Raw genomic sequence first — 24,244 nt, 5'->3', positions numbered from 1 at the left:
GAGAGAATAGAGTTGTCTGAGGCAACGTCGTTTGATCTTGCCATTCCCGTAACGACCATATATTGAGTTTCGGCGTTAACTTTAACTTCTCTCGCCCCTTCAAGTTGTAATAAGCCGTTTGGCATTACGTTAAGAATACGCACGGCCAAAACAGTAGTTACATAGTTTTCGCTTTTTGTTTCACCGGTGGCACTAAAATCACTAGCAGAATTGGCACTCACCATAGCGTTTGGACCGACACGACCTGAAAAACGGTCGCCTATACTAAAGCCGGGAATAAAGCTCGAAGAACCTGCTCCGAATAAAGCCCCGATACCAAAGTTTGAATCAGATTCTTTATTTGATGAAGTATCTGATTTATTTTTTGCCTTGGTTTGTTCCACTAACTTAACTAGAACAATATCTCCGATTCTGCGGGCTCTGTTGTCGGCAAAAAGACCGTCGCCGCCTGATTCTGAAAACATAGAACCCGGGTTGTTATAACGTTGTTCCGGTTCGGTATAAACCTGAGCCGGTGTAACGGGGGGCATTGGCGTTGGGCTTTGGTGTGCCGCATTACAGCCACAAAGACTAAGTAGCGTAAGCACGCTTAAGCCTTTTGTGAGTTGAGTATGTTTTTTTGTTTTCATGATGTCCTCTTTTGCGGTTAAGATAAAGGTTATCTAACCACTACTGTTTGCCTGTCTTTTACGGTTGCGATTACCTGTTTATTGCTTTGTGTGTTTTTAACGGGGATACTTTCACCCGGAAAACCGTCGCTTAAGGCTTCGCCTCTGATTGAGAGTTCAAACGATTTTCCTTCATACAATAGAGTAATTAACTCACCCTTACGAATAAAAGGAATTTGTGCCACATCGCTTTGATAAATTACTTGGTTGGTTCCAACAGGGCGTATCAATCTTAAAGGGGCGTTTTTTCCGTCCCAAGGTTCTTCTTTTAAGTGTGCTAAATTTTTACGAATAAAAGTAACACGGCTTAAATCGAGAAGCTCTTCTTTGTTTAAAGGTTGACTTGCACAAGGCACTTCCTTCCAAAGATTTAAAAAGACATTACCTGAGATTTTTTTTACAATAGTATTATCAGGTTCTTTTACCAAAAAGCGTAAGATTAAACGTCCGCCACTTAGCTTTTGTGGAATTTCAAGCTCAATTCGTTGTGCGGGGTGGCTTAAAAAAATAAATGACGGAATTTTATAATCTTCAAGTGAACCATCGCTTCCCATACTTGCCAAAAGCGGAGTCAAGGTTTTGACCGTTAGGCTGATAAGATCTTGTTCAAGGATAATAGTTCCACCAAGTTGAAGAGCTAAATTGTTTGGATAAATAAAACTACTTTTTAATTGGGGGAATTTTTTTTCTATTTCTTGTTGCAAACGCTGTTTGTTTATCGCCATGGGCTTATTCGGTGCTGTCGGTGCGTCCCAAAGAGCGGTGTTTGCTATTTGTTCCCAAGCTTTTTGGTCATAACTTCCGATAGGGTAAGCTATTTCACCGAGAAGAACTTGTTGCCCCGAGACTATCGCCGCTTCTACAATCCGAATACGCCCGTTTTGTTCGATATTTGTTTGTTGTGTTTGTGCTGAGACGGTCAAAGGTTTTATTTGCAAAAAAAGACAAAAGAAGAGGCAAAAGATTATTAAACAATCTAAAACACTCTTTTGTTTTTTTTGTATATAAATAAAACTTAATTTACGCATAAGAATCATTGAATTGTTAAAAATTATGGTTAACGTTTAAGCTGAACGGCTGTTTGTAACATGCTGTCAGAAGTTTGAATTGCCTTTGAGTTCATTTCATAAGCTCTTTGTCCAACGATCATGTTAACCATTTCGTCAACAACTTCTACGTTAGACATTTCTAAAAAGCCTTGTGCGATGGTTCCAACGTTATCAACGCCCGGAGTTCCTTCGTTTTCATCACCTGACGCTTGGGTCGTGGCATAAAGGTTACGTCCTTTTGCTTCTAAACCAGCGGGGTTTATAAAGGTAAAAAGAGGAATATCAGCGGCGGCAATTTCGTTTCCGGCGGCGTCTAAAGCCGACATATGACCATTTTCGGTAACAACAAAGTTTTTAGTTTCCGGTGGAACGCTAAACTCAGGCTCTAAAACATAGCCGTTAGATGTTGTTACTGTTCCATCTTGGTTGAGTTTAAAAGCTCCGGCTCTGGTATAAAGTTCTTCGCCGTTGACAGTTACTTTAAAAAATCCGTCGCCTTCAATCGCAAGATCGAACGGGTTTCCCGTATTTTGGTAATCACCTTGAGTAAAAAACTTATGTACGGCAGTCGGGCGAACACCCATACCTACTTGAATTCCAACGGGAAGTCGTTGGTCGCCACCCTCACCGGTAGTAACTCCGGCGATTTTGGTGTTTTGATACATTAAATCTTCAAATTCGGCACGGCTCTTTTTAAAACCGGTTGTGTTTACGTTAGCTAAGTTGTGAGAGATAACGTCAATATTAAGTTGTTGGGCAACCATACCTGTGGCGGCTGTCCAGAGAGAACGCATCATAAATATTTTCTCCTTATTTGTTAATTTGTTAATTTGTTTTTAAAACTTTTTTGTGTAACAATAATAAAACATATAAAATTATGCTCTTTGTCGACCTACTTTTGAAATTGCTTCACGATCTATAGCATCAGTGGTCTGCATTACTTTTTGGTAGGCTTCAAATTGACGCTGAACCTCAATCATGTTGACCATTTCGTAAACTGCATCAACGTTGGCAGCCTCAAGATAGCCTTGAGCGATAAAAGGTCTTTGACCGGGGTCTCCCGGTTCTCCTAGTCCTGCGGTTTCTCCCGGATCCATTCCTTCGCGTACTTTGTAAAGATTGTTTCCTAGTTTTTCTAGGGCGTTAGGGTTTTCTACTCTGAAAACGCCTATTTGTCCGACTTCGGCATTGTCTACTAAAACACGTCCGTCTTCGGCGACGACAACAGGAGAAGAAGTTTGCGGAATTGTGACGGAAGCACCGCCCAGACCGCTAACGGGTAGCCCTTGTTCATTTACGACAACACCTTCTTCGGTTGTTTTAAAATGACCGTTTTTAGTATAAAATTCACCGTCGGGAGTAATGATTTTAAAAAAACCGTCTCCGGCTAAAGCAAAGTCAAATTGTCCACCAGTAAATTGCATTCCGCCCATATTAAAATCAGTATGGCTCATGGCTATTCTTGGTTTGGCTATATTTATAGGATCGGGGAACAGTTTGTCCGCACGAATGTTTGAAACCGGTTCCATTACGACATCATGAGCAAAAGCGGCGAAAGTATCTTTAAAAGAAGTTAAGTCTCGTTTATATGCGGTTGTATTGATGTTTGCCAAATTGTTGGCGATGCTGTTCATTCTAAACTCAGCGCTTAAAGCTCCGAAAAGTGCACTATACATACTATCTTGCATCTTTTTCTCCTTGTTTGGCGAATAGTTGCCAAAGTTTAGACAGCTTTGGCAAAGACATTAATGCAATATGTAAGCCAATATGAATAAATGTTAAATAATTATAGAGGGTAAGCTTAATAATATTGTATTTTATTTTAATTTTTTATGATACTTCGCCATATCTTTGGCATTATTTTTAAGCCATCAGAATAGAGACTCTTGGACAATAGTCTCTAAGTGGCTTCCGCTAGAAAGGTACTAGAAAAAAGCACGCAAAACAGAGTGTTGCAATGGTCTTGAATATGAATAATTTTTATAACTGGACAAAGTATAATAAACTTAGTATGTATTATTTTTTAAATTCAAACTATATTCGTATAACTTGATATGCAGATAATAACCAACCCAAATGAAATGCAAAGCTTGGCTTTAAGCTTAAGGTCTCAAAATAAAAAGATTTCTCTTGTTCCGACTATGGGTTTTTTACATGCCGGACATGCAGAATTAATTAAACAAGGCAGGCAAAAAGGCGATATTTTGATTGTTAGTCTTTTTGTGAACCCGACTCAATTTGGGGTAAACGAAGATTTAAGTGCTTATCCTCAAGATTTAGATAAAGATATGGCGTTGGCAAAAAGTTTGGGTGTTGATATTTTATTTGCCCCCAAGGCTTCTGATGTTTACGCCAATGACCATGCTACTTGGGTTGAAGTGCCTGATTTGGCAAAAAATCTTTGTGCTAAAAGTCGCCCGACTCATTTTAGAGGGGTGGCGACTGTGGTTTGTAAGCTTCTTATGTTGACTCAAGCGAATGTTGCGACCTTTGGCGAGAAAGATTGGCAACAATTGGCGATTATTCGCCGTTTGGTCAGAGACTTAAATATTCCCGTTGAAATTGCTGCTTGTCCGATAGTTAGAGAGGCAGACGGGTTGGCGTTAAGCTCTCGTAATGTTTATCTAAAAACAGAAGAACGCAAACAAGCCCCGGAAATTCAAAAAGCTTTGCTGATGGCTAAGGAGCATATTTTGTCAGGTGAGCGAAATGTTGAAAAACTTAAAGGTGAAATACGCAAACATTGGCAAGATAATTTGACTTTGGGGCAAGAAGATTATTTGGAATTTGTCGAGCCTGATACACTTATTCCCGTTTCAGAGGTTAAAAGCTTTGTTTTAATGGCGGTTGCTGTGCGTTTAGGTAAAGCCCGTTTAATAGATAATATTTTAGTAGCGTTGTAGAATGTTAATTCTTTTAATATAACCAATAACTCATGTATCTAAAAATTAAGGAGTACTTATGATTCCTGTTAAAGGCAAATATTATTTTACTTCAGAATCAGTAACTGAAGGACACCCTGATAAGGTGGCAGACCAAATTTCCGATGCAATTCTTGATAGTTTAATCGGCGAAGACCCTAACTCTCGTGTAGCGTGTGAAACTTTAGTAACCACGGGTATGGCGGTTATTGCCGGCGAAATTACGACTTCAGCTTATGCTGATATGCCGAGTATTGTGCGTAATACCATTAAAGAGATTGGTTATAACAGCTCTGATATGGGTTTTGACTGGCAAACTTGTGCCGTTATTTCTTCTATAGACAAACAATCACCTGATATTGCTCAAGGTGTTGACCGTGAAGCTAACGAAGATCAAGGTGCGGGCGACCAAGGTATGATGTTTGGTTTTGCTTGTGATGATACTCCTACTTTAATGCCTGCTCCTATTTATTGGGCTCATCGCTTGTCCGAGCGTTTAACTTATGTGCGTAAACAAGGTATTGTTGATTTTTTACGCCCAGACGGAAAGACTCAAGTATCTTTTGAATATGTTGACGGAAAGCCACACCGCATTAAAAACGTTGTTGTTTCAAGCCAGCATAAAGACCATGTTTCTCAAGCGGATATAGAAGACGCCATTAGAAACGAAGTTATTTATCCTGTATTGCCTGAAAGTATTTTTAACCCTAAAGATTGCGAAATTTTTATTAATACTACCGGGCGTTTTGTTGTTGGTGGTCCTATGGGCGATTGTGGTTTAACCGGTCGTAAGATTATTCAAGATACCTACGGCGGAATGGGACATCACGGCGGTGGTGCTTTTTCCGGCAAAGACCCATCTAAAGTAGACCGTTCAGCCGCTTATATGGGGCGTTATATCGCTAAAAACGTAGTTGCTTCCGGGCTTGCTCCTAAGTGTGAAGTTCAGGTAGCTTATTGTATCGGTGTTGCCGAGCCTGTTTCCGTGCTTTGTTCTTCTTTAGGAACAGGAGAAGTACCTGATGAAGTTTTAACCAAGGCTGTGCGTTCAGTTTTTGACTTACGCCCTTATCATATCACTAAGCGTCTTGATTTAAAACGTCCTATCTATTTAAAAACATCTTGTTACGGACATTTTGGACGTGAAGATGCTGACTTTAACTGGGAAAAAACAGATGCTGTGGCTGATTTGCGTACAGCGGCAAAAGTTTAATTATTTAAGGAACCGCTCAGTTATTCCGTTTGGCGGCGTTACTTCGCTTTTTTTGAAACAGTCATGGACGGAAGAGTCCACTCCTGCTTCAAAAAAGCTTGTGCCTTGCCAAACGAAATAACTGAGCGGTTCCAGAAAGCCATTTAATCAGTGTATCCTTAAATATGTCGAGACTATTGTACAATAGGCTCAAAAGAGGCTTTCGCGAGAAAGACACTCCAAAAAACACGAATAAGGACACTAGTCTGGCTTTGCCTGCCAGTGGACTTGGGGCTTCGGGGGTATCCCCGAAACAAAGGGAGAATTTAATTTTCCTGTAAAATGAGTGGTTTTTGCAATGGTCTTATGTCAGTTAAAAAATAGTTAATAAAAAAGCACTCTTGTTTTTAAGAGTGCTTTTTTTGTTAACTTGTTGGCAATATTTATATCAAATTGTTTATGATTTTACCACCAGAAGTTGTTTTCACCTTTAATAATAGTACGATAGCGGTCATAAAAAGCGGTTGAGCCATAGATATAAGCTACCATGAAGCCTGCGGCACCGTTTCCGAGTTCACCCATGTCGAACATGCCAAATATTAGGTCAATCAACAGCCCCGCAACGATAGATAAGCCTAAAAAACTTAAGCCCTTACGCCACATACCGGTAAAGAAATAATAAAATGGACCAAAGAAAAAAGCGAGCCAAGAAAACAATTGTAAGTTTTCAGAAAAGGTTCTTTTGTCTTTAGCGTCGGCAGGAGTGTCCATAGACATGCCGAAAGATGTTAACTTATACTTTTCAATCAGTGCAAAAGCACGTTTTAAGCGAAAAGATACACCGAGGTTATCTATATGTGGTGGAAAATCCGTGGTTGTTGAGTTTGCTTGTGTTGCTCCTGCTTGCGGGGCGGCTTGTTCTTGGTTTTGTTCTGTAGGTTCTTGCATGGGTAGCTCCTGTTAACGGGGTTGTCATAGTTTATAGGGTTTAGTAAAAAAACAATATACACCGAAAGTTTTCTATTTCAAAAAAAACAGAAAACTTATTTTAAAACTAAAATAAGATTAAAAATATCTAATTATTTGTATATATTATCTAAATATATTGTGTAAGGATATTACTATTTGTTACGTTACACCATGACAAATATCTTGTCAACGAGGTTTACCACCAAAAGACTTCTTTTTTCACAACTTGTCTATAGCGGTCATAAAAGGCTGTTTTTGCCCAGATAACAGCATTCGTAATAGTGAATGGACTATAAAATGGATCTGGTATCTCTCTGTTGAATAATGTCAAAAATATCATTTCTAAAGCGAACATAAATAAAACAGTTCCAGCTAATATAACTAAACCTTTACGCCACATGCCGGTAAAAATATAATAAAATGGTGTAAAGAAAAAAGTAAGCCATGAAACCATTTTTCTGTTGTCGGAAGCGGGTGGAGCGTTGTTTTTGTCTTGGGGACTCATCATTATTCCGCTTGGAGAATGCATTTTATATTTTTCAATCAACATAAAAGCATTTTTTAAACGAAGTGAAACATCAAGATTAGCTATATGTGGTGGAAATTCGCCATTTGGGTCTTGGTCTGTTTGGCTTGCTTGAGTGTATTGTTGTGTGCTTGGTTCTTGGCTTTGTTCTGTTGGGTTTTGCATGGGTAGTTCCTGTTAATAGGTTTTACATATATGGTAAGGTTTTAATGTAAAAGGGCTATCCGTCTATACTTTGTTAACGTTGTTTTACCACCAAAAAACTTCTTTTTTAACAATAGTACGATAGCGGTCATAAAAAGCGGTTTTTGCCCAAAGAATATTGAAAGCTATACTGATTAGAGCGTAGATGCACGTTGCTATAAAATATTTTTCTACCATATATTTAGATGGAGTAAAACTTTCAAAAGCTATTGCGAGAAAAACACCAACACCCATTATCACTAAGCCCTTACGCCACATACCGGTAAAAAGATAATACCAAAATGTAAAGAAAAGCGTTAACCATGAGAACATTGCCATCTTTTCAGAAAAAGTCGGAGCGTTGTTTTTGTCTTGGGGACTCATCATTATTCCTTCTGGAGAGTGCATCTTATATTTTTCAATTAACATAAAGGCTTTTTGTACACGAAGCGAAACATCAAGATAAGCTATATGTGGTGGAAACTCGCCATTTGGGTTTTGGTCTGTTTGCGTGATTTTTGCCTGTTGCTCCGTTTGTGGGTGAGCTTGTTCTTGGCTTTGTTCTGTTGGGTTTTGCATGGGTAGTTCCTGTTAAGGTTTTACATCTTGTAAGGTTTTAATAGAAAAGGGTTATTTGTCTATGCCTTGTCAATGTGGTTTACCACCAAAAGACTTCTTTTCTAACAATAGTACGATAGCGGTCATAAAAAGCTGTTTTTGCCCAAATAATATTTAAAGCTATGTTGATCACAGCATTAATCAAGTTTGCAAATAAAAGTTCTTCTTCCGTGTACATAGCTGCGGTAAAAATTTCAAAAACTATCGCTATTGCAATGCTAATTCCAAAGATACTCAAACCTTTACGCCACATACCGGTAAAAATATAATACCATGCCGTAAAGAAAAAGGTCAGCCATGAAAACATTTCCATTTTCTCAGAAAAGGTCGGAGCTTTGTTTGTGTCTTGCGGACTCATCATTATTCCGTTTGGAGAATGCATCTTATATTTTTCAATTAATAAAAAAGCTAACTTTAAACGAAAGGGTAAACCGAGGTTGTCAATATGAGGCGGGAAAAAAGCTCGTAGTGTTTGGTTTTGTTGAGCGGAATTGTTTTGCCCTTGGGTATTTTGGTTTGGATCGTTGTTTGGGTAGGGATTATCTGAGTTTTGGGTGTTTTGATTTTGTATGTTTTGGGGTTGAGGCGTTTGTCTTGCTGAAGGTGGAGTTGTGGTAAGGTTAAGCCCACATTGAGGGCAAACTCCGTTTAAGGCGGCAACGTCTTTTTGACACTTTGTGCAATACATAAATGCTCCTTTTTATTGTTTCAATGTTAAAATGTTAAATTAAAAATTTACCGCTCAAAACTTCTTTCTTACAAATTTTAATCGTTGTAATATCTTGTTTTCATTAGTGTTTGTATAAATATTGCAAAATAAAAAATACTGTAACAGATAAAATTATAAAAAGTAAAACAGTTATGCCAGTATGTTTGTTATTGTTTTGAGTTGTTTGAGATTCTGGGGTTGAGGTTGTAAGGTTTTCATGACATTGAGAACAAGCACCATTTGATTCAATCACATATTTTTGGCAATGAGGACAGTATATAGCCTTATTTTTAGGTATTGTCGCTGTTTGATTGATTGGTTTTCTGTTTTTTAATATTGTCAGGTCTTGCCCACATTGAGGGCAAACTCCGTTTAAGGCGGCAACGTCTTTTTGGCACTTTGTGCAGTACATAAATGCTTCTTTTTCTTGTTTCAATGTTAAAATGTAAATTAAAAATCTACCACCAAAAAGCTTCTTTTTTGATAATTGTTCTGTAACGGTCATAAAAGGCGGTTTTTGCAAAGATAATGTGAAGCGTAATAAGGAATGCAATGTTGGTGAAATAAAAGATTTGTATTATTAATAATATGTCAATTCCCATTATTGATAAAATATATATGGTCCATAGTTCGAAAGCACTTCCCAGTATGATGTTAATTGCAAGTAAAACTAATCCCTTACGCCACATTCCGAGAAATAGATAATACAATGGTCCAAAGAAAAAAGTCATCCAAGAAAACAGTTCCATTTTCTCAGAGAAAGTCGGCGCGTTGTTTTTGTCTTGCGGACGCATCATGATCCCTTTTGGGGAATACATCTTATATTTTTCAATCAACAAAAAAGCGTTCTTTAAACGCAAGGACACATCTAAATAAGGAATATATGGTGCAGGTTCTTTTTTAATTTTTTGAGATAGTCCACATTCTGGACAAACTCCGTTAGAGTTAACACTATTGTTTTGACAATTACGGCAGTACACAAAGGCTCCTTAGTTTTTATGTTTACGATTCAACAGTTATCGCAACAAATATTAATAATATGGAAAAAATAATTAGAATAAGATTAAGAATTAAGCCGATTAAAGAGAGTATTCTTCCGTTACTGAATTTGTCTCGCCCGTATAATGCAGGAACTATCCCTATTACCGGTCCGAATATACCTAGAGAGAGATAAGATTGGTAAAAAAACTTGCTCGTAAAGTCGCTACCTTCTATATAAAAAATCCAAAACATCATATCCGGCAATATTTCCATATAGTACAAATGTGCAAAAAGAAGATAACAGCCAAAGATAATTGAAAAAATTCCTAAAAAATAGCCCAGATTACTTTGATTACTTTGATTACTTTGTCTACTTTGGTTACTTTGGTTACTTTCTGTTTTGCCTTTTGCTTTATAGTTTGTTTCAGATACTTCTATAGAACCAGTTGAAATATTGTTTGGTGTAGAATTTGGTATTGCTAAGGTCGGAGCATGGCTAAGATTAACCCCACATTGAGGACAAACTCCGTTTAAGGCTGCAACGTCTTTTTGACATTTTGTGCAATACATAAATATTCCTGAATTTTTATTTTGAAAATATTATGGAGTTCTATTGAACCGGACATTCAAACATTGTCGCAACAAATATTAATAATACGGAAAGAATCATTAGAATAAGATTAAAAATTAAGCCGATTAAAGAGAGTATTCTTCCGTTACTGAATTTGTCTCGCCCGTATAATGCGGGAATTATTCCTATGCTCGGTCCCAATATGCCTAGTGCGAGATAAGATCGCTCAAGAAGGTTGCTTAAAAAAGCGTTGTTATCTATGTAAGAGACCCAAAAAGTCATATTAAGATATAAGTCCGAATAGTAAAGCGTTCGAGCCACTATATAATATAGATGGAGGAATAGTAAATAACACCCGAATATAATTGAAAAAATACCTAAAAAATAAGCTGTGTTGCTTTTTACTCTGACTTTTGCTGGTTTGGTTGGGTTAGACATTTTAACTTGCCCTTGATTGTGATTTTGGTTTAAAAGTTAATGTTATTGTAATTAATAAGTTTATACTAAACGATATGGCTCGTTGAAAGCAAGATTAAAAAGAAGAAACTTGAACCAAAAATAAACATTATTGTATTTAAAACAACAGATAACCCGCTAATCCACCTATATTTTGTATTTATTCTCAAAACAGCGATACTTATAATTAAAACAATAATATTCACCAGATAGGGGTTAATATTAAAAATCGGTAAATCTTGGATATTTGATAAAAGGGGCAGTTGGCGTTCTTTAACAAAAACAATAGCATAAACAAAAAAAGTATAGACTGTCAGTGTGTTGGAAATAAGAGCAAACACACAACTTCTCATAGCGTGTTTTTGTTCTGTGTCTGTCAGTTCTTGGGGGATATTTGTCATTAAAATTAACTCCTGATTGCGGTTTGTTAACGGAATTTTAGGGCTATAGAAAATCCTATTAATGGATAAGTAAATAGCATATATAAATTTAGCCATGTCAGCCATCTATGGGTTTTTAAAATAATAAGACCAGAGATGAATGCCATTATATTTAATATATATGGATTGAAATTAAATATATCCCAGAGTCTTATTTTTGATGCTAACATGCCTAACTCTGTGTGAGTTATGGATAAGATAAGAATACTCCAGGTTATAGTAGCATAGCTTGTTAAAAACAGTGAAACAGCAAGGAAAAGACTGTTTATCCCTTGCTGTTTGTTATTTGTTTTTACTATCGCTTTAATGTTGTTAGGCTGGTGCATCTTACTAAAACAACTCATAATTGCTGTTTGTTACAGGGGTTGAAAGGGCGTGTAAAACTCGTTCGAGCATAATACCATCTCTTGGTGGTGTCCCGTGTCCAAAAGTTGCCCTAATTCCTAAACCCACAAATTGAACAGCTCGTTCAATCGCAAGCGGCAAGTTATCACCTTGCAATAAACTTCCAAGTAAAACACTGGCAAAGGTGTCTCCCGTTCCGGGATAGTGTGCAGGCACATATTTACAAGGTATTTTCCAACCAAGTTTGTTGGCTTTGTCATAAGCGAAAACGAAATCGTGTGCCTGATTATTGTCTTTTAAGCGAGGATTAAAAACGCTGTTTTGTAAAGGCGTACTTGTAATAACGGCGACTCTCGGTCCTAATTCGGTTAGGCGAATAAGCCAGTTTTTTAAAAGGTTTTCATTTATATTTTCTGTATATTCTTCGTTTAAAAGCAAGGCGGCTTCGGTAAAGTTAGGCGTGATAATATCCGCTTTGGTAACAAGCCAACGCATACTTTCCACAATTTCAGGGGTCATTGTCGGATCTAAAACGCCGTTATCGCCCAAAACAGGGTCAACGAGAGCTAAGCCGTCTTGTTTAAGACAATGTTCAAAACATTCGGCAACGGCATTTACTTGGTCGGCCGAGCCTAAAAAACCACTGTAAACGGCTTCAAACTTGAGATTTAAACTACGCCAATGTTTTAAAGATGCGAACATGGTTTCGGTTAAGTCAATAAAGCTAAAGTTTTCAAAACCTGCGGTATGCGTAGATAAAACAGCAGTAGGCAGGGGGCAAACTTGAATGCCCATACTTGCCAAAATAGGTATAACAACGGTTAAAGAAGTGCGTCCAAAGCCGGATAAATCGTGAATGGCGGCTACTCTTGAAATTACATTTTCTTCAGGATTTAAAATAGGTATAAACATAGTATCTTTTTTTAGTATAGTTTTTAGTAAACACTCTTTTTAATAACTATGTTTAAAAGATAATAAAATCAATATTTTTTTACCTTAGAAAAGCCTGTTCCAAGAACGTTAAAAGTATTTTCAATAATTACAAAAGCTTTTTGATCTATTTGAAAAATTAAGCTTTCTATCTGTTTTATTTGATGGTTATGAATTACAACCATTAGTATATCTTTTTTGGCACCGGAAAAGGCGCCGTGTCCTTGAATAAAGGTGGCTCCTCTGTTAAGCTGTTTTAAAACAGCGTCAGCAATGGCGTGGTTGTGTTCTGAGATGATAAAAACCAATTTGCGCTGGTTAAACATAGATAAAACAGAATCAGTTACATAACTTGTAACATAAATAAAAACAACAGAATACATAATCTTATCAAAATCAAGATAAAATAAAGCCAGTGCGAAAATAAATAAATTCATAACAAGGTTTAGCGTACCTATTTTTATTCCATATTTATCATGAACTATACTGGCGATTACCGAAGTTCCGCCGTCGCAACCTTTAGAGTGAAAAATTATTCCAAGCCCAACCCCACAGATACAACCGGCGGTTATAGCCGAAATTAAAGGGTCTTTAAGGGGCATAACATAAGTAATATACTCTGCGGCGACTGTTGTTATCGCCATTCCGTAAAGGCTATAGAAAAAAAACCTGCGACTTAAAAAAGCCCAACCGGCAATAAAAAGTGGAATATTTAACAAGCCATATAAAATAGCGGGGCTTAAAATTCCGGAAGCATAATAGATTAACATACCAAGTCCGAAAATTCCGCCACTGATGAATTCTTGAGGTACGAGTATACTCTTAACGCCAAAGGCATAAATAGAACAACCAACAGTTAATAATGTAATTTGTAATAAAACGTCTCGGCTATTTACAAAAAATGTATCTTTTGTCATATTAGAGTCCTACTTAGTATTGTATATACATATAGAAAATTATGTTTCAAGGGGTTATATATCGCTTTAAAGTTGTTGCAATAGAATAATTTTTTTGAAATATTAAAAATTGCTGTTTCCTTATAACAATTGTTGTATGATTTTACTATAATTTTTTGTGAGTTTGTAAAATAATTCTTTTTAACTTTTTTATCTTGTTTATGAAGAGGTGCTGACAATGCTTATTAAAGAGTGGATGACAACAGATGTAATAACTGTTACCCCCGATACCTCAATGATGAAAGCCAAGCGTTTAATGCAGGAAAAAAACGTTGGGCGTTTGCCTGTTATTGATGAAGCTTCGCGTAAAGTTGTCGGAATTATTTCAGACAGGGATATTAAACAAGCATCGCCGTCTAAAGCAACAACCCTTGATATGCACGAGTTGCATTATTTGTTGTCTGAGTTAAAAATTAAAGATATTATGACCAAAAAGCCTTTTTGTGTGCGGGCTGAGGACTCTGTTGAGATGGTTGCCCTTAAACTTGTTGAGCTTAATATCGGCGGAATGCCCGTTGTTGATGATTTAGGGCGAATAGAGGGAATAATTACAGACAGCGACCTATTTAAAGTTTTTATTGCCATTACCGGAATTCAACAAGGCGGTCTGCAATTGGCTTTTGATTTGGAAAATGCCCCGGGAACTTTAAAGCCGATAGTCGACTTGTTAAGAAGTAAGGGGGCAAGAATCGTTTCTATTTTGACGTCTATCGAAGCAGAAGACGCACCTGTTCGCAGGGTTTATATTCGCATAAGAGATATAACTTGCGAAGCGGAAATAATAGAAGAAGTTAAAGCTAATTTCCCTTTGGTTTATGCCCAAAAATCAAGCGTTGTAACGAACGCCTTTAAGTCGTAATTTTATTGATAAATATCCTTCATCATTAACTTGTTGGTTTGATTTATCTATTTAATCTTATCTCTTTTTTGAAACTGACTTGATTTAATTTTTATTTTGTGGCATTATCTTAAACGAGATAGTTGATTTGTTTTATGTCTTTTGCTTTTAAAAAAATTGACAAAAATAAATATTCCGTTTAAGAAAATATTTCTAATTTCACAACAAAGTTTTTTTATAATATCGTTTGATGTAGTCAGGCAGTTTATATGTCTATTAGTTAAGGCTTTTTAGCGTAAACCAATTTTTAATATAAACAAATCTGTGTTAGGTTGTTTAAATAAAAAACATTGAGTCCAAGGAGGACGAATTATGGCAAGTATTACTTATAAAGGTCATGAGTTTGAAGTTGACGAAGATGGTTTCCTCTTACGTTTTGATGATTGGAACCCAGATTGGATGGAGTATGTAAAAGACTCAGAAGGTATCACCGACATTACTCCTGATCACCAAAAGATTCTTGACTTCTTGCAAGATTACTACAGAAAGAATGGTATCGCTCCTATGGTTCGTATTCTTTCTAAAAACACCGGTTTCAAATTGAAAGAAGTTTATGAATTGTTCCCTTCAGGTCCTGGTAAAGGTGCCTGTAAAATGAGTGGATTACCTAAACCAACAGGTTGTGTATAATACTCTTTTGGCTGTCGGTTAAAACCACAGATGTTTAAAGACGGGCTTTTTGCCCGTCTTTTTTTTATGGTGTTTTCTTTATGATAAAGTAGTTTTTAGTCGTTTTGTATTATAAATCTGCGGTGCATGTTGTTGTAGAACAAGGCAAAATAAAATAGAATGAATTTGAGTTATCTATAACTTCATACCCGATTTCGCCACTGTGTTGTGCAATCATTTCTTTTACAAAATGCAATCCGTGTCCGGTTCCGTTTTCATTTTTTGAGTTTGAGGCTCGAAAGTTATCTTCAAAAAGATGGACTGCATCTTCTTGGTCAATTAAAGGACCGCTTGAGATAAGCGAAACCTTAACACCGCTTTCTTGATCTTTAAAGTGGTTGGGTAAAATTTCGACAGTGCAACGTACTTTTTTTACGTTTGAAGTTGGTGTTGGTTGAGTATATTTTACTGCGTTAGATAAAAAATTTGCCATAACTTGGCTTAAAAGACCAATATCAGCAGAGACTATAATGTCTTGATCCGTTGCAAGATCATATTCGGGTAAGGTCAAAAGAATATTTCTTTCTTTCATGCGAGAGGTATAGCGTTCGAGTTGGGGCAGAATAATTTTTTCCATTAAACTGACTTGGCTACAGTTTAAGACATAACGTCCTTGATCAAAATGGCTTTGGCGCAACAAGGCTTCTAAGAACAAGCTGGTTTGTTGAAAGTGGTGATATATTTCGGTATATTGTTCTTCCAAACTTTGATGTAAGGCGTGTATATCGCCTGTTATTTCATCATACGAAGGTTTTTCTCGCAGTATGGAATATTTTAAGTGAGAAAGGTTTTCTATTTTGCTGTATAGTTGTTGAATTAAGAGTTTGAAATACATATTAGGCACAATAACGTTATGCCCAATATCGTGGACGAGTTTTTTGACAAAGCTGATGTGCATCAAGTTTTGAGTTGATAAAATCCTGTTGTGAAGCTGAACACCGACTCTGTTTGTATATTTTTCACAATAAAGTTTGTTTAGCTTGTCTGTGTTATTTTTAGGTTTAAAGGCAAAGATACCAATTTTTGCCTCACAACTTGTTTTGTCTGAGCTTCCTTCGATACAGTTTTTTCCGATTATTGGGCAACAAAAATATTCTTTAAACCAATTTGGTTTTTGGTGCATGAGTTCGATTAGCTCATCAGCTTTTAAATCATCGGAATTTTGGGTTACTGTAGAGGCTTTTAGAATTAAAGAGGGTGTTGTGGTTGTGCCTATATTGTGTTGAAAAATTGAGTCAAGCACAAAAAGTTGAGATTCAAGATCGAAAAAAATATCGGCGACCAAAACGGCTAAGGTGTAAAGCCTGTCTGTAGAATTAAATTCTTGGGCTAAATCGAAAAAAATATTGAGAGCATAAGATTGTTCTTTAGAAAACGCATAATTATTAAAATCATTTATTTTATCTTTAATGCGTAAAGAGACAAATTCTTCATCTACCAATAGTTTTTCTTTTACTTTATCGGTCTTCATAAAAGCCCCCGCTTATTTCAAAGCGATAAGAAACACTGAATTTTTGTTTACCCGTTAAACAGAAAAAAGATATTTTAGTTTAACTAGCTGTGATAATTCACTCAGATAAAAGTTTAATGTGTGCCTTGCTTGATTGTATAGCTTTTTGTTTTTTAGACGTAATCGTTTTACAAATACATTGATTTTAAATTATTATCCAGTAAAAAAGTTAAATATTACTTTTTTATGTATATTTTTATAGTGTGAACGGTTTTATCGCTTTATAATTTAATCTCAAAGTGCAAGCGTTTTGCACTTTGAATATTTATGTGCATTTTTTTGCAGTTTTGCACAAAATATATTTTGCACTTTTCTTATAATGTCTTGTTTTAATTGTATGTTTTATTTGGCATGGTCTATGCTTATACTAAATTAACAAAGAGATGAAGTTCTTAATTTATATAAATTTAGAACACTTTTATTAAGTTGCCTTGTTCTTTCCTCAGGTCTGTTCAGACTTTCTTCCTCTTAATCATCAGGTTACAGAGTAAGATTAACAAGGCAACTTGTAAAAATATATAAAGATACAAAATTCAATTAATTTGGTGCGGCAACACCAAACTTAAACACTTTAACCCCTTCGCTTTAGTCCTTTTTTAGTTTAGCAACACCAAAAAAACACACACAAACACACACAGGTTTAAGACCTTATGATAAGATAACTTAAATATTTCCTCCTTGTTGAGTTATTTTATCAAAAAATATACCCGCTATAACAATTGTTAAGGCGGGTTTATTTGTTTTTATAACAGATATTTTTTCGTCTTTATATAACAAGAATTTGTAAAAATAAGAAAACAAAAGATATTTTTACTTTTTTTGTTGCTTGAAACAAATATAAAAACAACTTATTGTGTTGATTCAGGAATGTTGATTTGAGACTATTGTGCAATAGGCTCAAAGTGGCTTTCATTAGAAAGACACTCCAAATCACGAATAAGGAAAATTTAATTTCCCTGTAAAATTAGTGGTTTTTGTGTCTTAAAACGTTTTATGTTATGTGCATACAGAGCATCAAACGATAATAAAAGCACGCAAAACAGAGTTTTGCAATGATCTTGATGTTATTTTTCTTGATTTTTACGTTCGTTTTTTAGGTTATAAAACTTACTTCTTTGTGTGGTGTGTTGATGCAGAGCTTAACTGTTGGAATTTCTCCTTGTCCGAATGATACTTATATCTTTCATGCTCTAATTAAAAATTTAGTTGCTTCTCCCGCTTCCTGTCGTTGGTTTTTGGAAGATGTAGAAACTTTAAATTTGGCTTTGATTAATAAAGATTTTATTGCCGATTTTGATGTGTGTAAGGTATCTATCGGAGCTTTACCCTATATTTTAGATGAATATGTTGTTTTGCGATCAGGTGGTGCTTTAGGTTTGGGCTGTGGTCCTGTTCTTTTAGCTGAAAAAGGTACAACGCTTGAAGCGTTAAAAGATATTTCTTTAGCTGTTCCCGGTTTATATACAACGGCAAACAACCTGTTGTCTGTATATGGACGTATGAACAATACTTTTTATGGCGAGAGAGTTCCTTTGCGTTTTGATTTAATCATGCCGGCTATTCAAGAAAAGCGTTTTAAGGCGGGCGTTGTGATTCACGAGGGGCGTTTTACTTATCAAGACTATGGCTTGGAATGTTTGCTCGATTTAGGTCAATGGTGGGAAGGGACGTTTAATTTACCTCTGCCTTTAGGGGTGATTGTTGCGAAAAGAAGTTTAGGATACAAGAACCTTTTAGCTTTGGAAGAAGCGATTCGCCGGAGTATAAAATATGCCGAGGCTAATCCGCTTGTAACCCTTTCATATATAAAAGAACATGCACAAGAACTGAATGATGCTGTTATTGCCTCACATATCAACACTTTTGTTACAAAGTGGAGCTATAATTATGATAAAAGCGGTGAAGAGGCGATTTTAACTTTTTTAAAGCACCACTCAAACTCAGAAAATAAAAAAATTGATTTTCATACTGTTTTTGTTGAATAATCGAGAGTTGTGTTTTTTTATGTAATTGTATTAAGAATATGAAAATTTTGTCGAAAAGTATTTGAAATTTACTGGTTTATCTATTTGCATATAGTTCTAAATGGTTATAGTAAATATTTTGTTGCGTTAGAGATGTGATTGGTGTAGTTATATAAGAGTTCTTTTAGGTTTTCAAACCCTTTGTTCTTGTGTTGTAGGAGGCTTGAGTGTCAAAAAACCGTGATAAATATGAATTTGGTGATGCCAATTTATACGATATTAGAAATCGTAATGAATTGCGAGTAATTAAAGCTATTGAAGAATACCTGCAAGACAACCAGTTTTTAGGTTTTAACGCAAAAGATATTCAAGACATTTATGCTTTGGCTCTTAATAACCTTCCGGCACGTTATACTCAAGTTGGAACTATTGTTTTAAGAGATCCGGTTAAAGATTATGAGGTCTCCGAAGCAGTTGAGCGTTCGGCTCTTCAGGTTCAAAAAGTTCCTAAACATTAATTGCTTGTTTGATAGAATATCTTTTAGGAGACTTTTTTGATTACTGTTGACCTACACTCACACACAAAATATTCGCACGCTCAGGCAAGCTCTCAAGAAATGTATAACGCCGCTTTAATAAAAGGGCTTAAAATATTTGGATTTTCAGAACATTCACCACGCCCTTCGGCTTATATTTATCCTCAGGATTATCAAGAACGTTTAAACGCAAATTTTAAAAATTATCATAACGAAGTAAAAGCGTTACAAAATAACTCTGATGGAATTTTGGTTCTCCATGGTTTAGAGCTTGATTATATTAGAGAAGAAGAGTCTTATGTCAAAACTTTGTGTCAGGCAGAGGCTTATGATTATGTCATTGCCGGGTTACATTTTTTAGGTAAGTGGGGCTTTGACTCTTCGGCAAAAGATTGGGAAGTTCTTAGTGAAGAACAAGCCTTTAAATATTATGAAGAATATTATAACGATCTTTATCGCCTAACTCAAACTGGCTTATTTAATATTGTCGCTCACCCTGATTTGATTAAGATCTTTTCTGTACATATTTTCAAACGCTGGCTTAATATGCCAAGCTCACAAGCTCTTGTTTATAAAGCCTTAAAAGGTATAAAAGAGAGTGGAATGGCTATGGAAATTTCTTCTGCGGGCTTACGCAAACCTTGTAATGAAATTTACCCTTGCGATGTGTTAATGCAGATGGCTGCCGAATTAAAGTTGCCGATTAGCTTTGGCTCTGATGCTCATTGTGTGAATACGGTGGCTTTTGGTTTTGATTTACTTGAAACTTATGCGAAAAAATTTGGCTTTACCCAAAGCGTTTACTTTAAAGAAAGAAAGATGATTAGCCAAGCGTTTTAAAAAGCTAACTTTTTATATTATTCTGTGAGCTGTTTTGGGTTTTGTTAATATAAAAGTTTATTCATATTTATTTAGACGATGAAGAGTTTTCAAGTTCTTGTAAAAAAACATCATAATCTCTGATATAATCGCTTTCGTCATAGTGTTCTGAGGCTAAAACCATTACAACACAATCAGGGCTGAAATTTGTGAATTCACGCCAAATATTATGTTTAATATATAAGCCTTGTGTGGGAGAATTGAGATGAACGGTTACTTTTTCTTTCCCATTATCCAAAATAAAATCGCACGAACCAGATGTACAGATTATAGCTTGCTCTAGTTTGCGATGTGCATGTTTGCCACGCACGGCATTGGCGGCTGTTCCCCAGATATAATAAACTCTTTTGATCTCAAAAGGGAAATGTTTTCCTTTTTCTAAGGCGATAAGGTTACCCGTGTGGTCGCCTGCTACCTGAAAGTTTAAGAGAGAATAATCTACCATGTTGTCAATTCCTGTTTTTTGGGGTTTTATAGAAAAGAGGTTGCGATTATTAGTCGTAACCTCTTTAAGTTTTTACCTAATTATTTAGGTAAATAAAAACGGCAGGTTTTTAAAGATAATCGCCACGATTAAATTTAAAACGTTCTGTTGTTGCCAAGACATCAAGTTCGTTCAAAATATTTTCCATACTTGGATTTTTGGTTGAAAGGTTTTGAGTGTCAAGGCGTAGAGTTTTAACTCCGTTAGACAGGTCTTGCAATAGTGAGTGTGCGTTTTTTAAGCTTTCTGAGTTGTTGTTTAAGCTGTTAGTATAGCGTTCAAAGCCGTCAATAAGGTCGTTTACACCTTTTGTCATATTGCTTAATAAAAGCTTTTCTTGTTCAGCCTCAGCATCAACCGGTGAAAGTGTTTTTAACACAGCCTCTGTTTGCAGGGGAATTCCGGACGCATCAGTTGCAAGCCCTAATCCTGAACCCGGTGGCGGAGCTAACAAAGTAGAAGCTTTAGTATTTTTAACATCTAATTTAGACGCCAATAAATTGCTAAATTCTTCGCTCTGTTGAAGAACAGGCTTCTTTTGTGTGTCTGCCTGACCTGCTTGAATAATTTGTATTTGTTCTAGACTAATACTCATAGCGCCCCCAAAATGACTATTGTGAACTATTTATTTAATTCACATTAAAACTAAAGCAAAAAGCGTGCCTGTTGATTTGTTTATATAAGTCGTTGTTTTATTTGTGTTTTTTTATAATTGTTCAAGAAAAAATTGCCTCGTTGTTTTAAACGTATTTATAAAGGCAAAAAATTCCCAAGTTTTTTTTAATTCTTGTGTTTTATTTTCAAGGTTAATTATATCTGAAAATTATTTTTATGCAACTTGAGATTATTGGAGGCTTTGGCGACTATTGTACAATGGTTTTCATTTTGGTTTTACAAGATAAATTTTATATAAAAAAAGACCCCTAAGAAAATCTCAGGGGTCTTTATATTAATTAAACTAATTTAACTTTTAAGACTAGAAGTCGTACTTAAATCCAACTTGAGCCTTCCAAGCGTCTTCTACGTTAGAACCGCTAACTGAAGTGAAACGAGTGTTAGGAGCTGCAACACCATCAGTATAGTTAACGTTACGAGCTGAACTTAAATCAAGATTGATATAAGCTAAGTCAACCATGAAAGTTAAGTTTTCATAGATTTTGTAGCTGTGGTCAAAGTTAACTTCCCAAGCGCCTTCGCCTTCTACTAAGTAGAGGTCATCAGGATTTCCGCCCATTGAACCTTGTACAGGAACAGCACCGGAAAAGCTTCTACGTAAATCTCTGATTATGCCTTTGTCGTTAGTACCACCGTAGTAGTAAACGCCTAAGCTGTGCTTGAGGTCTTCGATAAAGCTTACGTCTTTAACATAGAGACCAACTCCCCACATACCAATACCGGAAGTAGTTAACTGAGTATCAGTCATAACACCGCTTTGTGATCTATCAGTACCGAAAGAACCTACGCCGTAGCTAGCAGAAACTGTAGGCATACGACCCATTTCGCCTTTACGCCAGTCGCTACGATCATCACCGGTTGAGTACCAACCCATGATTCCAGGAGTACCCCACTCAGCTTTGTAATCAACAGAAAGGTCTACTAACCAACCTTTTGTTTTAAAATCGCTGATGCTAGTAGTATAAGTGTCGGTTGCAGCATGATAGTTGTAACGACGAACAGCATTGTCAGTAGAAGAAGAACCATACATGATGTCAGCTTTTACTACGAATGGGTCAAAAAGATCCATTTCAAATGCAGTTCCTACCCACCATGCATCAGTGCCACCAATGCTTGGATCAAGACGATTGTCGATAGGGTTAGCCTGACCAGGAACAGCCATATCAAAGAAGCTGTATCCATGTGCATAAGGGTTACGTACGAACCAATCACCAGCAGGTTGTAATCCACCATTGTTATTCAAGATACGACGATTGTCAATAGAACCATCAGCTCTTAAGTTTGCAGGAAATAAGAAGTTGGTTTCTGGATCTTGTAAGGCTGGAGTATCAGCACCGGCTGTCAAGTAAGAAGCCCAAGGAGTGATTTTAAAACCATCAAGGGTAACAGGAGCGATCAAAGCAAACATATCCATTTCATCAGATTCGTCAGCACCCCAACCGTCTCTTTCTTGACCGTCCCAAGGACGAGCCCAAAGAGCGGTAAGAGCGAAGTTATCGTTTACTTTATAAGAAGTAACGAAAGCAGCACCGTCGTCATCTAATACAGGAGATCCTGCAACAGCACCAGGCAACAAGAGACCTTGAAGACCGATACGGAAGTTAAGTTTTTGATCAGTACCAGGAGCATACCAGTCAATATAAGCACGACGAGTTTCGATGTTAACACCGTCAGTACCTAAAGCACCACCACTGTTAGCACCGCTTCTGTCAGCAGCACCGCCAAACGCAGAACCGTTACCTTGACCCCAGTCAATATCGCCGATTTCAAAGAATAAAACACCTTTGAGTGATTCAGAAGCGATAATATCGATTTGGGTGCGGAAGCGTTGGATAGCTTTAAAGTTATCAGAATCAGCTTCTTGATAAAAAGACTCGCCTCTAAAATCAGTTGAACCTTTGGCAGCTTGTACTTGCCAACCAAAAGCCATGTCATAGTTACCGGAAGCTTTGATTTCTACTGCTGAAGCAGAAGTAGCACAACCTAAGCCTAACAATCCGGCAAGAACTAATGAAGTAATACGTTTCATTGTTACCTTCCTTTTAAAAAGTCTTAAATTTATAAGATGTTTAGAACACTTCGTTTACTCTTGTAAACAAACTATGGCTTCGTTATATAGTAGTTTAAAAAATTTGACAAGCTTTTTTTTTAAAAAATGTAAAAAAAATTAAACTTTTTATAAAAAATCTATAATTTGTCTAGAATAATTCTAAAATAGTCATAAAAATTATAACCTTATATAATTCAGCCTGTAAAAAATATTTTTAATTTTTTTTCGCCTATATATAAGGTTATAGTTTTTATTTTTTAAAAAAGCGTTTTTTCGCCCGCTCATTTATTATACGGCTTAGTCTAAGTCTTTAAATTTAGGAACGCCGTTATAAGCTAAAGAGATAATCTCATAGTTAATACGTCCGCGAGGGGCATCAACAATAACCTCGTCGCCTTCATATTTTCCTAAAAGAGCTAAACCAACGGGGGAAAATACAGAAATAGAACCCGAAACATAATCGGTTTCATCAGGGCCTAAAAGTAAATATTCTTTGACTTCGCCCGAGTCTAAGTCTTCGATCTTAATCGTTGCACCGTAAATAACCTGATCGCTTTGGATATTGGCAAGGTCAAGAACATTAAACTGGGGCATGCGAGATTCGATATAACGAATTTTTGCTTCCAGCATACCCTGACGCTCTCTGGCGGCGTCATATCCTGCGTTTTCGCTAAGGTCGCCTTCTTCTTTGGCTTCTTTAATTGCCTGAATAACGCCGGGGCGTTCGGCTTTAAGGCGTTCAAGCTCAATTTTGGTACGCTCAAAGCCTTGAATTGAAATAGGAATAGAACTCATAATCTTCACCTCTGAAAATAAATAAAAAATGTGTTAACATTATATAATAAAAAAACGCTAACTCGCTTTAGTTTAAATGTGAGTTAAACGTGGAATATGAAAATTAAACAATATTATTTTTATAAAACAACAAAATATATTAAAAAATTTACTAAGTTTGAAAGTTGTAAAAATAAAAACTGTCCGCATAAAGTATCGGCTTGATATTTATACGGGCAGTGATTTTTTTCAGGATAGTTTTATTTATATATACGCTTACAATTGTTTTGG

At 36.2% G+C, this 24,244-nt stretch carries 27 protein-coding genes; 7 read left to right on the top strand and 20 right to left on the bottom strand.

Annotated features, from left to right (window positions below; all coding sequences use genetic code 11):
• The 4 genes from BT999_RS09870 to BT999_RS09855 all read right to left on the bottom strand — a co-directional run.
• Positions 1-629: flagellar basal body L-ring protein FlgH (locus BT999_RS09870; RefSeq protein WP_072697629.1), on the bottom strand; the 629-nt coding region annotated here is incomplete at its 3' end.
• Positions 630-658: 29 nt separating this feature from the next.
• A complete protein-coding gene (flgA, locus tag BT999_RS09865) occupies positions 659-1,606 on the bottom strand; it encodes a flagellar basal body P-ring formation chaperone FlgA (protein WP_178139341.1) in 948 nt (315 codons plus the stop codon).
• 119 nt (positions 1,607-1,725) lie between these two features.
• Complete coding sequence (flgG, locus tag BT999_RS09860) at positions 1,726-2,514, bottom strand: flagellar basal-body rod protein FlgG (protein ID WP_072697628.1); 789 nt, start codon at positions 2,512-2,514, stop codon at positions 1,726-1,728.
• 78 nt (positions 2,515-2,592) lie between these two features.
• Complete coding sequence (locus BT999_RS09855) at positions 2,593-3,405, bottom strand: flagellar hook-basal body protein (RefSeq protein ID WP_072697627.1); 813 nt, start codon at positions 3,403-3,405, stop codon at positions 2,593-2,595.
• A 366-nt stretch (positions 3,406-3,771) separates the two neighbouring features.
• Between BT999_RS09855 and panC the strand changes: the two genes are divergently transcribed.
• Together panC and metK are read left to right on the top strand one after the other, a co-directional pair.
• Entirely contained in the window at positions 3,772-4,620 is an 849-nt protein-coding gene (panC, locus tag BT999_RS09850) for a pantoate--beta-alanine ligase (RefSeq protein WP_072697626.1), read from the top strand.
• Between the two features lie 58 nt (positions 4,621-4,678).
• A complete protein-coding gene (gene metK, locus BT999_RS09845) occupies positions 4,679-5,851 on the top strand; it encodes a methionine adenosyltransferase (RefSeq protein ID WP_072697625.1) in 1,173 nt (390 codons plus the stop codon).
• A gap of 444 nt (positions 5,852-6,295) precedes the next feature.
• Here the strand turns inward: metK and BT999_RS09840 are convergent, their stop codons facing one another.
• The 11 genes from BT999_RS09840 to BT999_RS09785 form a co-directional block, all read right to left on the bottom strand.
• The gene (locus BT999_RS09840) at positions 6,296-6,778 is read right to left on the bottom strand and encodes a DUF2628 domain-containing protein (RefSeq protein WP_072697624.1); all 483 of its coding nucleotides are present in this window, start codon (positions 6,776-6,778) and stop codon (positions 6,296-6,298) included.
• A 217-nt stretch (positions 6,779-6,995) separates the two neighbouring features.
• Positions 6,996-7,490 (bottom strand): DUF2628 domain-containing protein, encoded by a 495-nt coding sequence (locus tag BT999_RS09835; RefSeq protein ID WP_072697623.1) that lies wholly within the window; start codon positions 7,488-7,490, stop codon positions 6,996-6,998.
• Positions 7,491-7,574: 84 nt separating this feature from the next.
• Positions 7,575-8,087 carry a DUF2628 domain-containing protein gene (locus BT999_RS09830; RefSeq protein ID WP_072697622.1) on the bottom strand — a complete coding sequence of 171 codons (513 nt, stop codon included), beginning with the start codon at positions 8,085-8,087 and terminating at the stop codon, positions 7,575-7,577.
• A 79-nt stretch (positions 8,088-8,166) separates the two neighbouring features.
• Complete coding sequence (locus BT999_RS09825; RefSeq protein WP_072697621.1) at positions 8,167-8,814, bottom strand: DUF2628 domain-containing protein; 648 nt, start codon at positions 8,812-8,814, stop codon at positions 8,167-8,169.
• Between the two features lie 103 nt (positions 8,815-8,917).
• Positions 8,918-9,247 (bottom strand): hypothetical protein, encoded by a 330-nt coding sequence (locus BT999_RS09820; RefSeq protein WP_143145542.1) that lies wholly within the window; start codon positions 9,245-9,247, stop codon positions 8,918-8,920.
• Positions 9,248-9,293: 46 nt separating this feature from the next.
• Positions 9,294-9,815: a DUF2628 domain-containing protein gene (locus BT999_RS09815; RefSeq protein WP_072697619.1), complete on the bottom strand. Its 522-nt coding sequence runs from the start codon at positions 9,813-9,815 to the stop codon at positions 9,294-9,296.
• A gap of 22 nt (positions 9,816-9,837) precedes the next feature.
• Positions 9,838-10,386 (bottom strand): hypothetical protein, encoded by a 549-nt coding sequence (locus BT999_RS09810; RefSeq protein ID WP_072697618.1) that lies wholly within the window; start codon positions 10,384-10,386, stop codon positions 9,838-9,840.
• A 40-nt stretch (positions 10,387-10,426) separates the two neighbouring features.
• A complete protein-coding gene (locus BT999_RS12425) occupies positions 10,427-10,669 on the bottom strand; it encodes a hypothetical protein (RefSeq protein WP_143145541.1) in 243 nt (80 codons plus the stop codon).
• Between the two features lie 221 nt (positions 10,670-10,890).
• Positions 10,891-11,244 carry a hypothetical protein gene (locus tag BT999_RS09800; RefSeq protein ID WP_072697616.1) on the bottom strand — a complete coding sequence of 118 codons (354 nt, stop codon included), beginning with the start codon at positions 11,242-11,244 and terminating at the stop codon, positions 10,891-10,893.
• Between the two features lie 369 nt (positions 11,245-11,613).
• The gene (locus tag BT999_RS09790; protein ID WP_072697614.1) at positions 11,614-12,540 is read right to left on the bottom strand and encodes a pyridoxamine kinase; all 927 of its coding nucleotides are present in this window, start codon (positions 12,538-12,540) and stop codon (positions 11,614-11,616) included.
• Between the two features lie 68 nt (positions 12,541-12,608).
• Positions 12,609-13,475, bottom strand: coding sequence for a YitT family protein (locus tag BT999_RS09785; RefSeq protein ID WP_072697613.1), 867 nt, complete (start codon positions 13,473-13,475; stop codon positions 12,609-12,611).
• A gap of 217 nt (positions 13,476-13,692) precedes the next feature.
• Here BT999_RS09785 and BT999_RS09780 point away from each other — a divergent pair, with 217 nt between their 5' ends.
• Both BT999_RS09780 and BT999_RS09775 read left to right on the top strand, forming a co-directional pair.
• On the top strand, positions 13,693-14,373 hold the full coding sequence (locus BT999_RS09780) for a CBS and ACT domain-containing protein (RefSeq protein ID WP_072697612.1): 681 nt from the start codon (positions 13,693-13,695) through the stop codon (positions 14,371-14,373).
• A 351-nt stretch (positions 14,374-14,724) separates the two neighbouring features.
• Positions 14,725-15,042: a TusE/DsrC/DsvC family sulfur relay protein gene (locus tag BT999_RS09775; RefSeq protein WP_072697611.1), complete on the top strand. Its 318-nt coding sequence runs from the start codon at positions 14,725-14,727 to the stop codon at positions 15,040-15,042.
• 109 nt (positions 15,043-15,151) lie between these two features.
• On the opposite strand, the gene BT999_RS09770 is transcribed toward BT999_RS09775, so the two are convergent.
• Positions 15,152-16,552, bottom strand: a complete 1,401-nt coding sequence (locus tag BT999_RS09770; RefSeq protein ID WP_072697610.1) for a sensor histidine kinase — start codon at positions 16,550-16,552, stop codon at positions 15,152-15,154.
• Between the two features lie 1,169 nt (positions 16,553-17,721).
• Here BT999_RS09770 and BT999_RS09765 point away from each other — a divergent pair.
• The 3 genes from BT999_RS09765 to BT999_RS09755 all read left to right on the top strand — a co-directional run bounded on the left by BT999_RS09765 (position 17,722) and on the right by BT999_RS09755 (position 19,931).
• Positions 17,722-18,576: a 1,4-dihydroxy-6-naphtoate synthase gene (locus tag BT999_RS09765; protein ID WP_084650678.1), complete on the top strand. Its 855-nt coding sequence runs from the start codon at positions 17,722-17,724 to the stop codon at positions 18,574-18,576.
• 206 nt (positions 18,577-18,782) lie between these two features.
• The gene (locus tag BT999_RS09760; protein WP_072697608.1) at positions 18,783-19,073 is read left to right on the top strand and encodes a late competence development ComFB family protein; all 291 of its coding nucleotides are present in this window, start codon (positions 18,783-18,785) and stop codon (positions 19,071-19,073) included.
• A 36-nt stretch (positions 19,074-19,109) separates the two neighbouring features.
• Positions 19,110-19,931 (top strand): histidinol-phosphatase, encoded by an 822-nt coding sequence (locus BT999_RS09755; RefSeq protein ID WP_072697607.1) that lies wholly within the window; start codon positions 19,110-19,112, stop codon positions 19,929-19,931.
• A 67-nt stretch (positions 19,932-19,998) separates the two neighbouring features.
• On the opposite strand, the gene BT999_RS09750 is transcribed toward BT999_RS09755, so the two are convergent.
• The 4 genes from BT999_RS09750 to greA form a co-directional block, all read right to left on the bottom strand.
• Positions 19,999-20,415, bottom strand: a complete 417-nt coding sequence (locus BT999_RS09750) for a sugar 3,4-ketoisomerase (protein ID WP_072697606.1) — start codon at positions 20,413-20,415, stop codon at positions 19,999-20,001.
• Between the two features lie 109 nt (positions 20,416-20,524).
• On the bottom strand, positions 20,525-21,049 hold the full coding sequence (locus BT999_RS09745; protein ID WP_072697605.1) for a hypothetical protein: 525 nt from the start codon (positions 21,047-21,049) through the stop codon (positions 20,525-20,527).
• Positions 21,050-21,430: 381 nt separating this feature from the next.
• Positions 21,431-23,158, bottom strand: coding sequence for an alginate export family protein (locus BT999_RS09740; protein ID WP_072697604.1), 1,728 nt, complete (start codon positions 23,156-23,158; stop codon positions 21,431-21,433).
• A 318-nt stretch (positions 23,159-23,476) separates the two neighbouring features.
• A complete protein-coding gene (gene greA, locus BT999_RS09735) occupies positions 23,477-23,974 on the bottom strand; it encodes a transcription elongation factor GreA (protein ID WP_072697603.1) in 498 nt (165 codons plus the stop codon).
• Between the last annotated feature and the right edge of the window lie 270 nt (positions 23,975-24,244).

Source organism: Desulfovibrio litoralis DSM 11393 (assembly GCF_900143255.1).
Taxonomy (GTDB): domain Bacteria; phylum Desulfobacterota; class Desulfovibrionia; order Desulfovibrionales; family Desulfovibrionaceae; genus Frigididesulfovibrio_A; species Frigididesulfovibrio_A litoralis.
Note: the sequence above shows the minus strand (reverse complement) of the source record. Positions and strands in the feature narration are given on the sequence as shown.

Coding starts and splice junctions, on each gene's coding strand:
- flgG (WP_072697628.1), bottom strand. CDS start 2,514: ATGATGCGTTCTCTCTGGACAGCCGCCACAGGTATGGTTGCCCAACAA.
- BT999_RS09855 (WP_072697627.1), bottom strand. CDS start 3,405: ATGCAAGATAGTATGTATAGTGCACTTTTCGGAGCTTTAAGCGCTGAG.
- panC (WP_072697626.1), top strand. CDS start 3,772: ATGCAGATAATAACCAACCCAAATGAAATGCAAAGCTTGGCTTTAAGC.
- metK (WP_072697625.1), top strand. CDS start 4,679: ATGATTCCTGTTAAAGGCAAATATTATTTTACTTCAGAATCAGTAACT.
- BT999_RS09840 (WP_072697624.1), bottom strand. CDS start 6,778: ATGCAAGAACCTACAGAACAAAACCAAGAACAAGCCGCCCCGCAAGCA.
- BT999_RS09835 (WP_072697623.1), bottom strand. CDS start 7,490: ATGCAAAACCCAACAGAACAAAGCCAAGAACCAAGCACACAACAATAC.
- BT999_RS09830 (WP_072697622.1), bottom strand. CDS start 8,087: ATGCAAAACCCAACAGAACAAAGCCAAGAACAAGCTCACCCACAAACG.
- BT999_RS09825 (WP_072697621.1), bottom strand. CDS start 8,814: ATGTATTGCACAAAGTGTCAAAAAGACGTTGCCGCCTTAAACGGAGTT.
- BT999_RS09820 (WP_143145542.1), bottom strand. CDS start 9,247: ATGTACTGCACAAAGTGCCAAAAAGACGTTGCCGCCTTAAACGGAGTT.
- BT999_RS09810 (WP_072697618.1), bottom strand. CDS start 10,386: ATGTATTGCACAAAATGTCAAAAAGACGTTGCAGCCTTAAACGGAGTT.
- BT999_RS12425 (WP_143145541.1), bottom strand. CDS start 10,669: ATGACTTTTTGGGTCTCTTACATAGATAACAACGCTTTTTTAAGCAAC.
- BT999_RS09800 (WP_072697616.1), bottom strand. CDS start 11,244: ATGACAAATATCCCCCAAGAACTGACAGACACAGAACAAAAACACGCT.
- BT999_RS09790 (WP_072697614.1), bottom strand. CDS start 12,540: ATGTTTATACCTATTTTAAATCCTGAAGAAAATGTAATTTCAAGAGTA.
- BT999_RS09785 (WP_072697613.1), bottom strand. CDS start 13,475: ATGACAAAAGATACATTTTTTGTAAATAGCCGAGACGTTTTATTACAA.
- BT999_RS09780 (WP_072697612.1), top strand. CDS start 13,693: ATGCTTATTAAAGAGTGGATGACAACAGATGTAATAACTGTTACCCCC.
- BT999_RS09775 (WP_072697611.1), top strand. CDS start 14,725: ATGGCAAGTATTACTTATAAAGGTCATGAGTTTGAAGTTGACGAAGAT.
- BT999_RS09770 (WP_072697610.1), bottom strand. CDS start 16,552: ATGAAGACCGATAAAGTAAAAGAAAAACTATTGGTAGATGAAGAATTT.
- BT999_RS09765 (WP_084650678.1), top strand. CDS start 17,722: ATGCAGAGCTTAACTGTTGGAATTTCTCCTTGTCCGAATGATACTTAT.
- BT999_RS09750 (WP_072697606.1), bottom strand. CDS start 20,415: ATGGTAGATTATTCTCTCTTAAACTTTCAGGTAGCAGGCGACCACACG.
- BT999_RS09745 (WP_072697605.1), bottom strand. CDS start 21,049: ATGAGTATTAGTCTAGAACAAATACAAATTATTCAAGCAGGTCAGGCA.
- BT999_RS09740 (WP_072697604.1), bottom strand. CDS start 23,158: ATGAAACGTATTACTTCATTAGTTCTTGCCGGATTGTTAGGCTTAGGT.
- greA (WP_072697603.1), bottom strand. CDS start 23,974: ATGAGTTCTATTCCTATTTCAATTCAAGGCTTTGAGCGTACCAAAATT.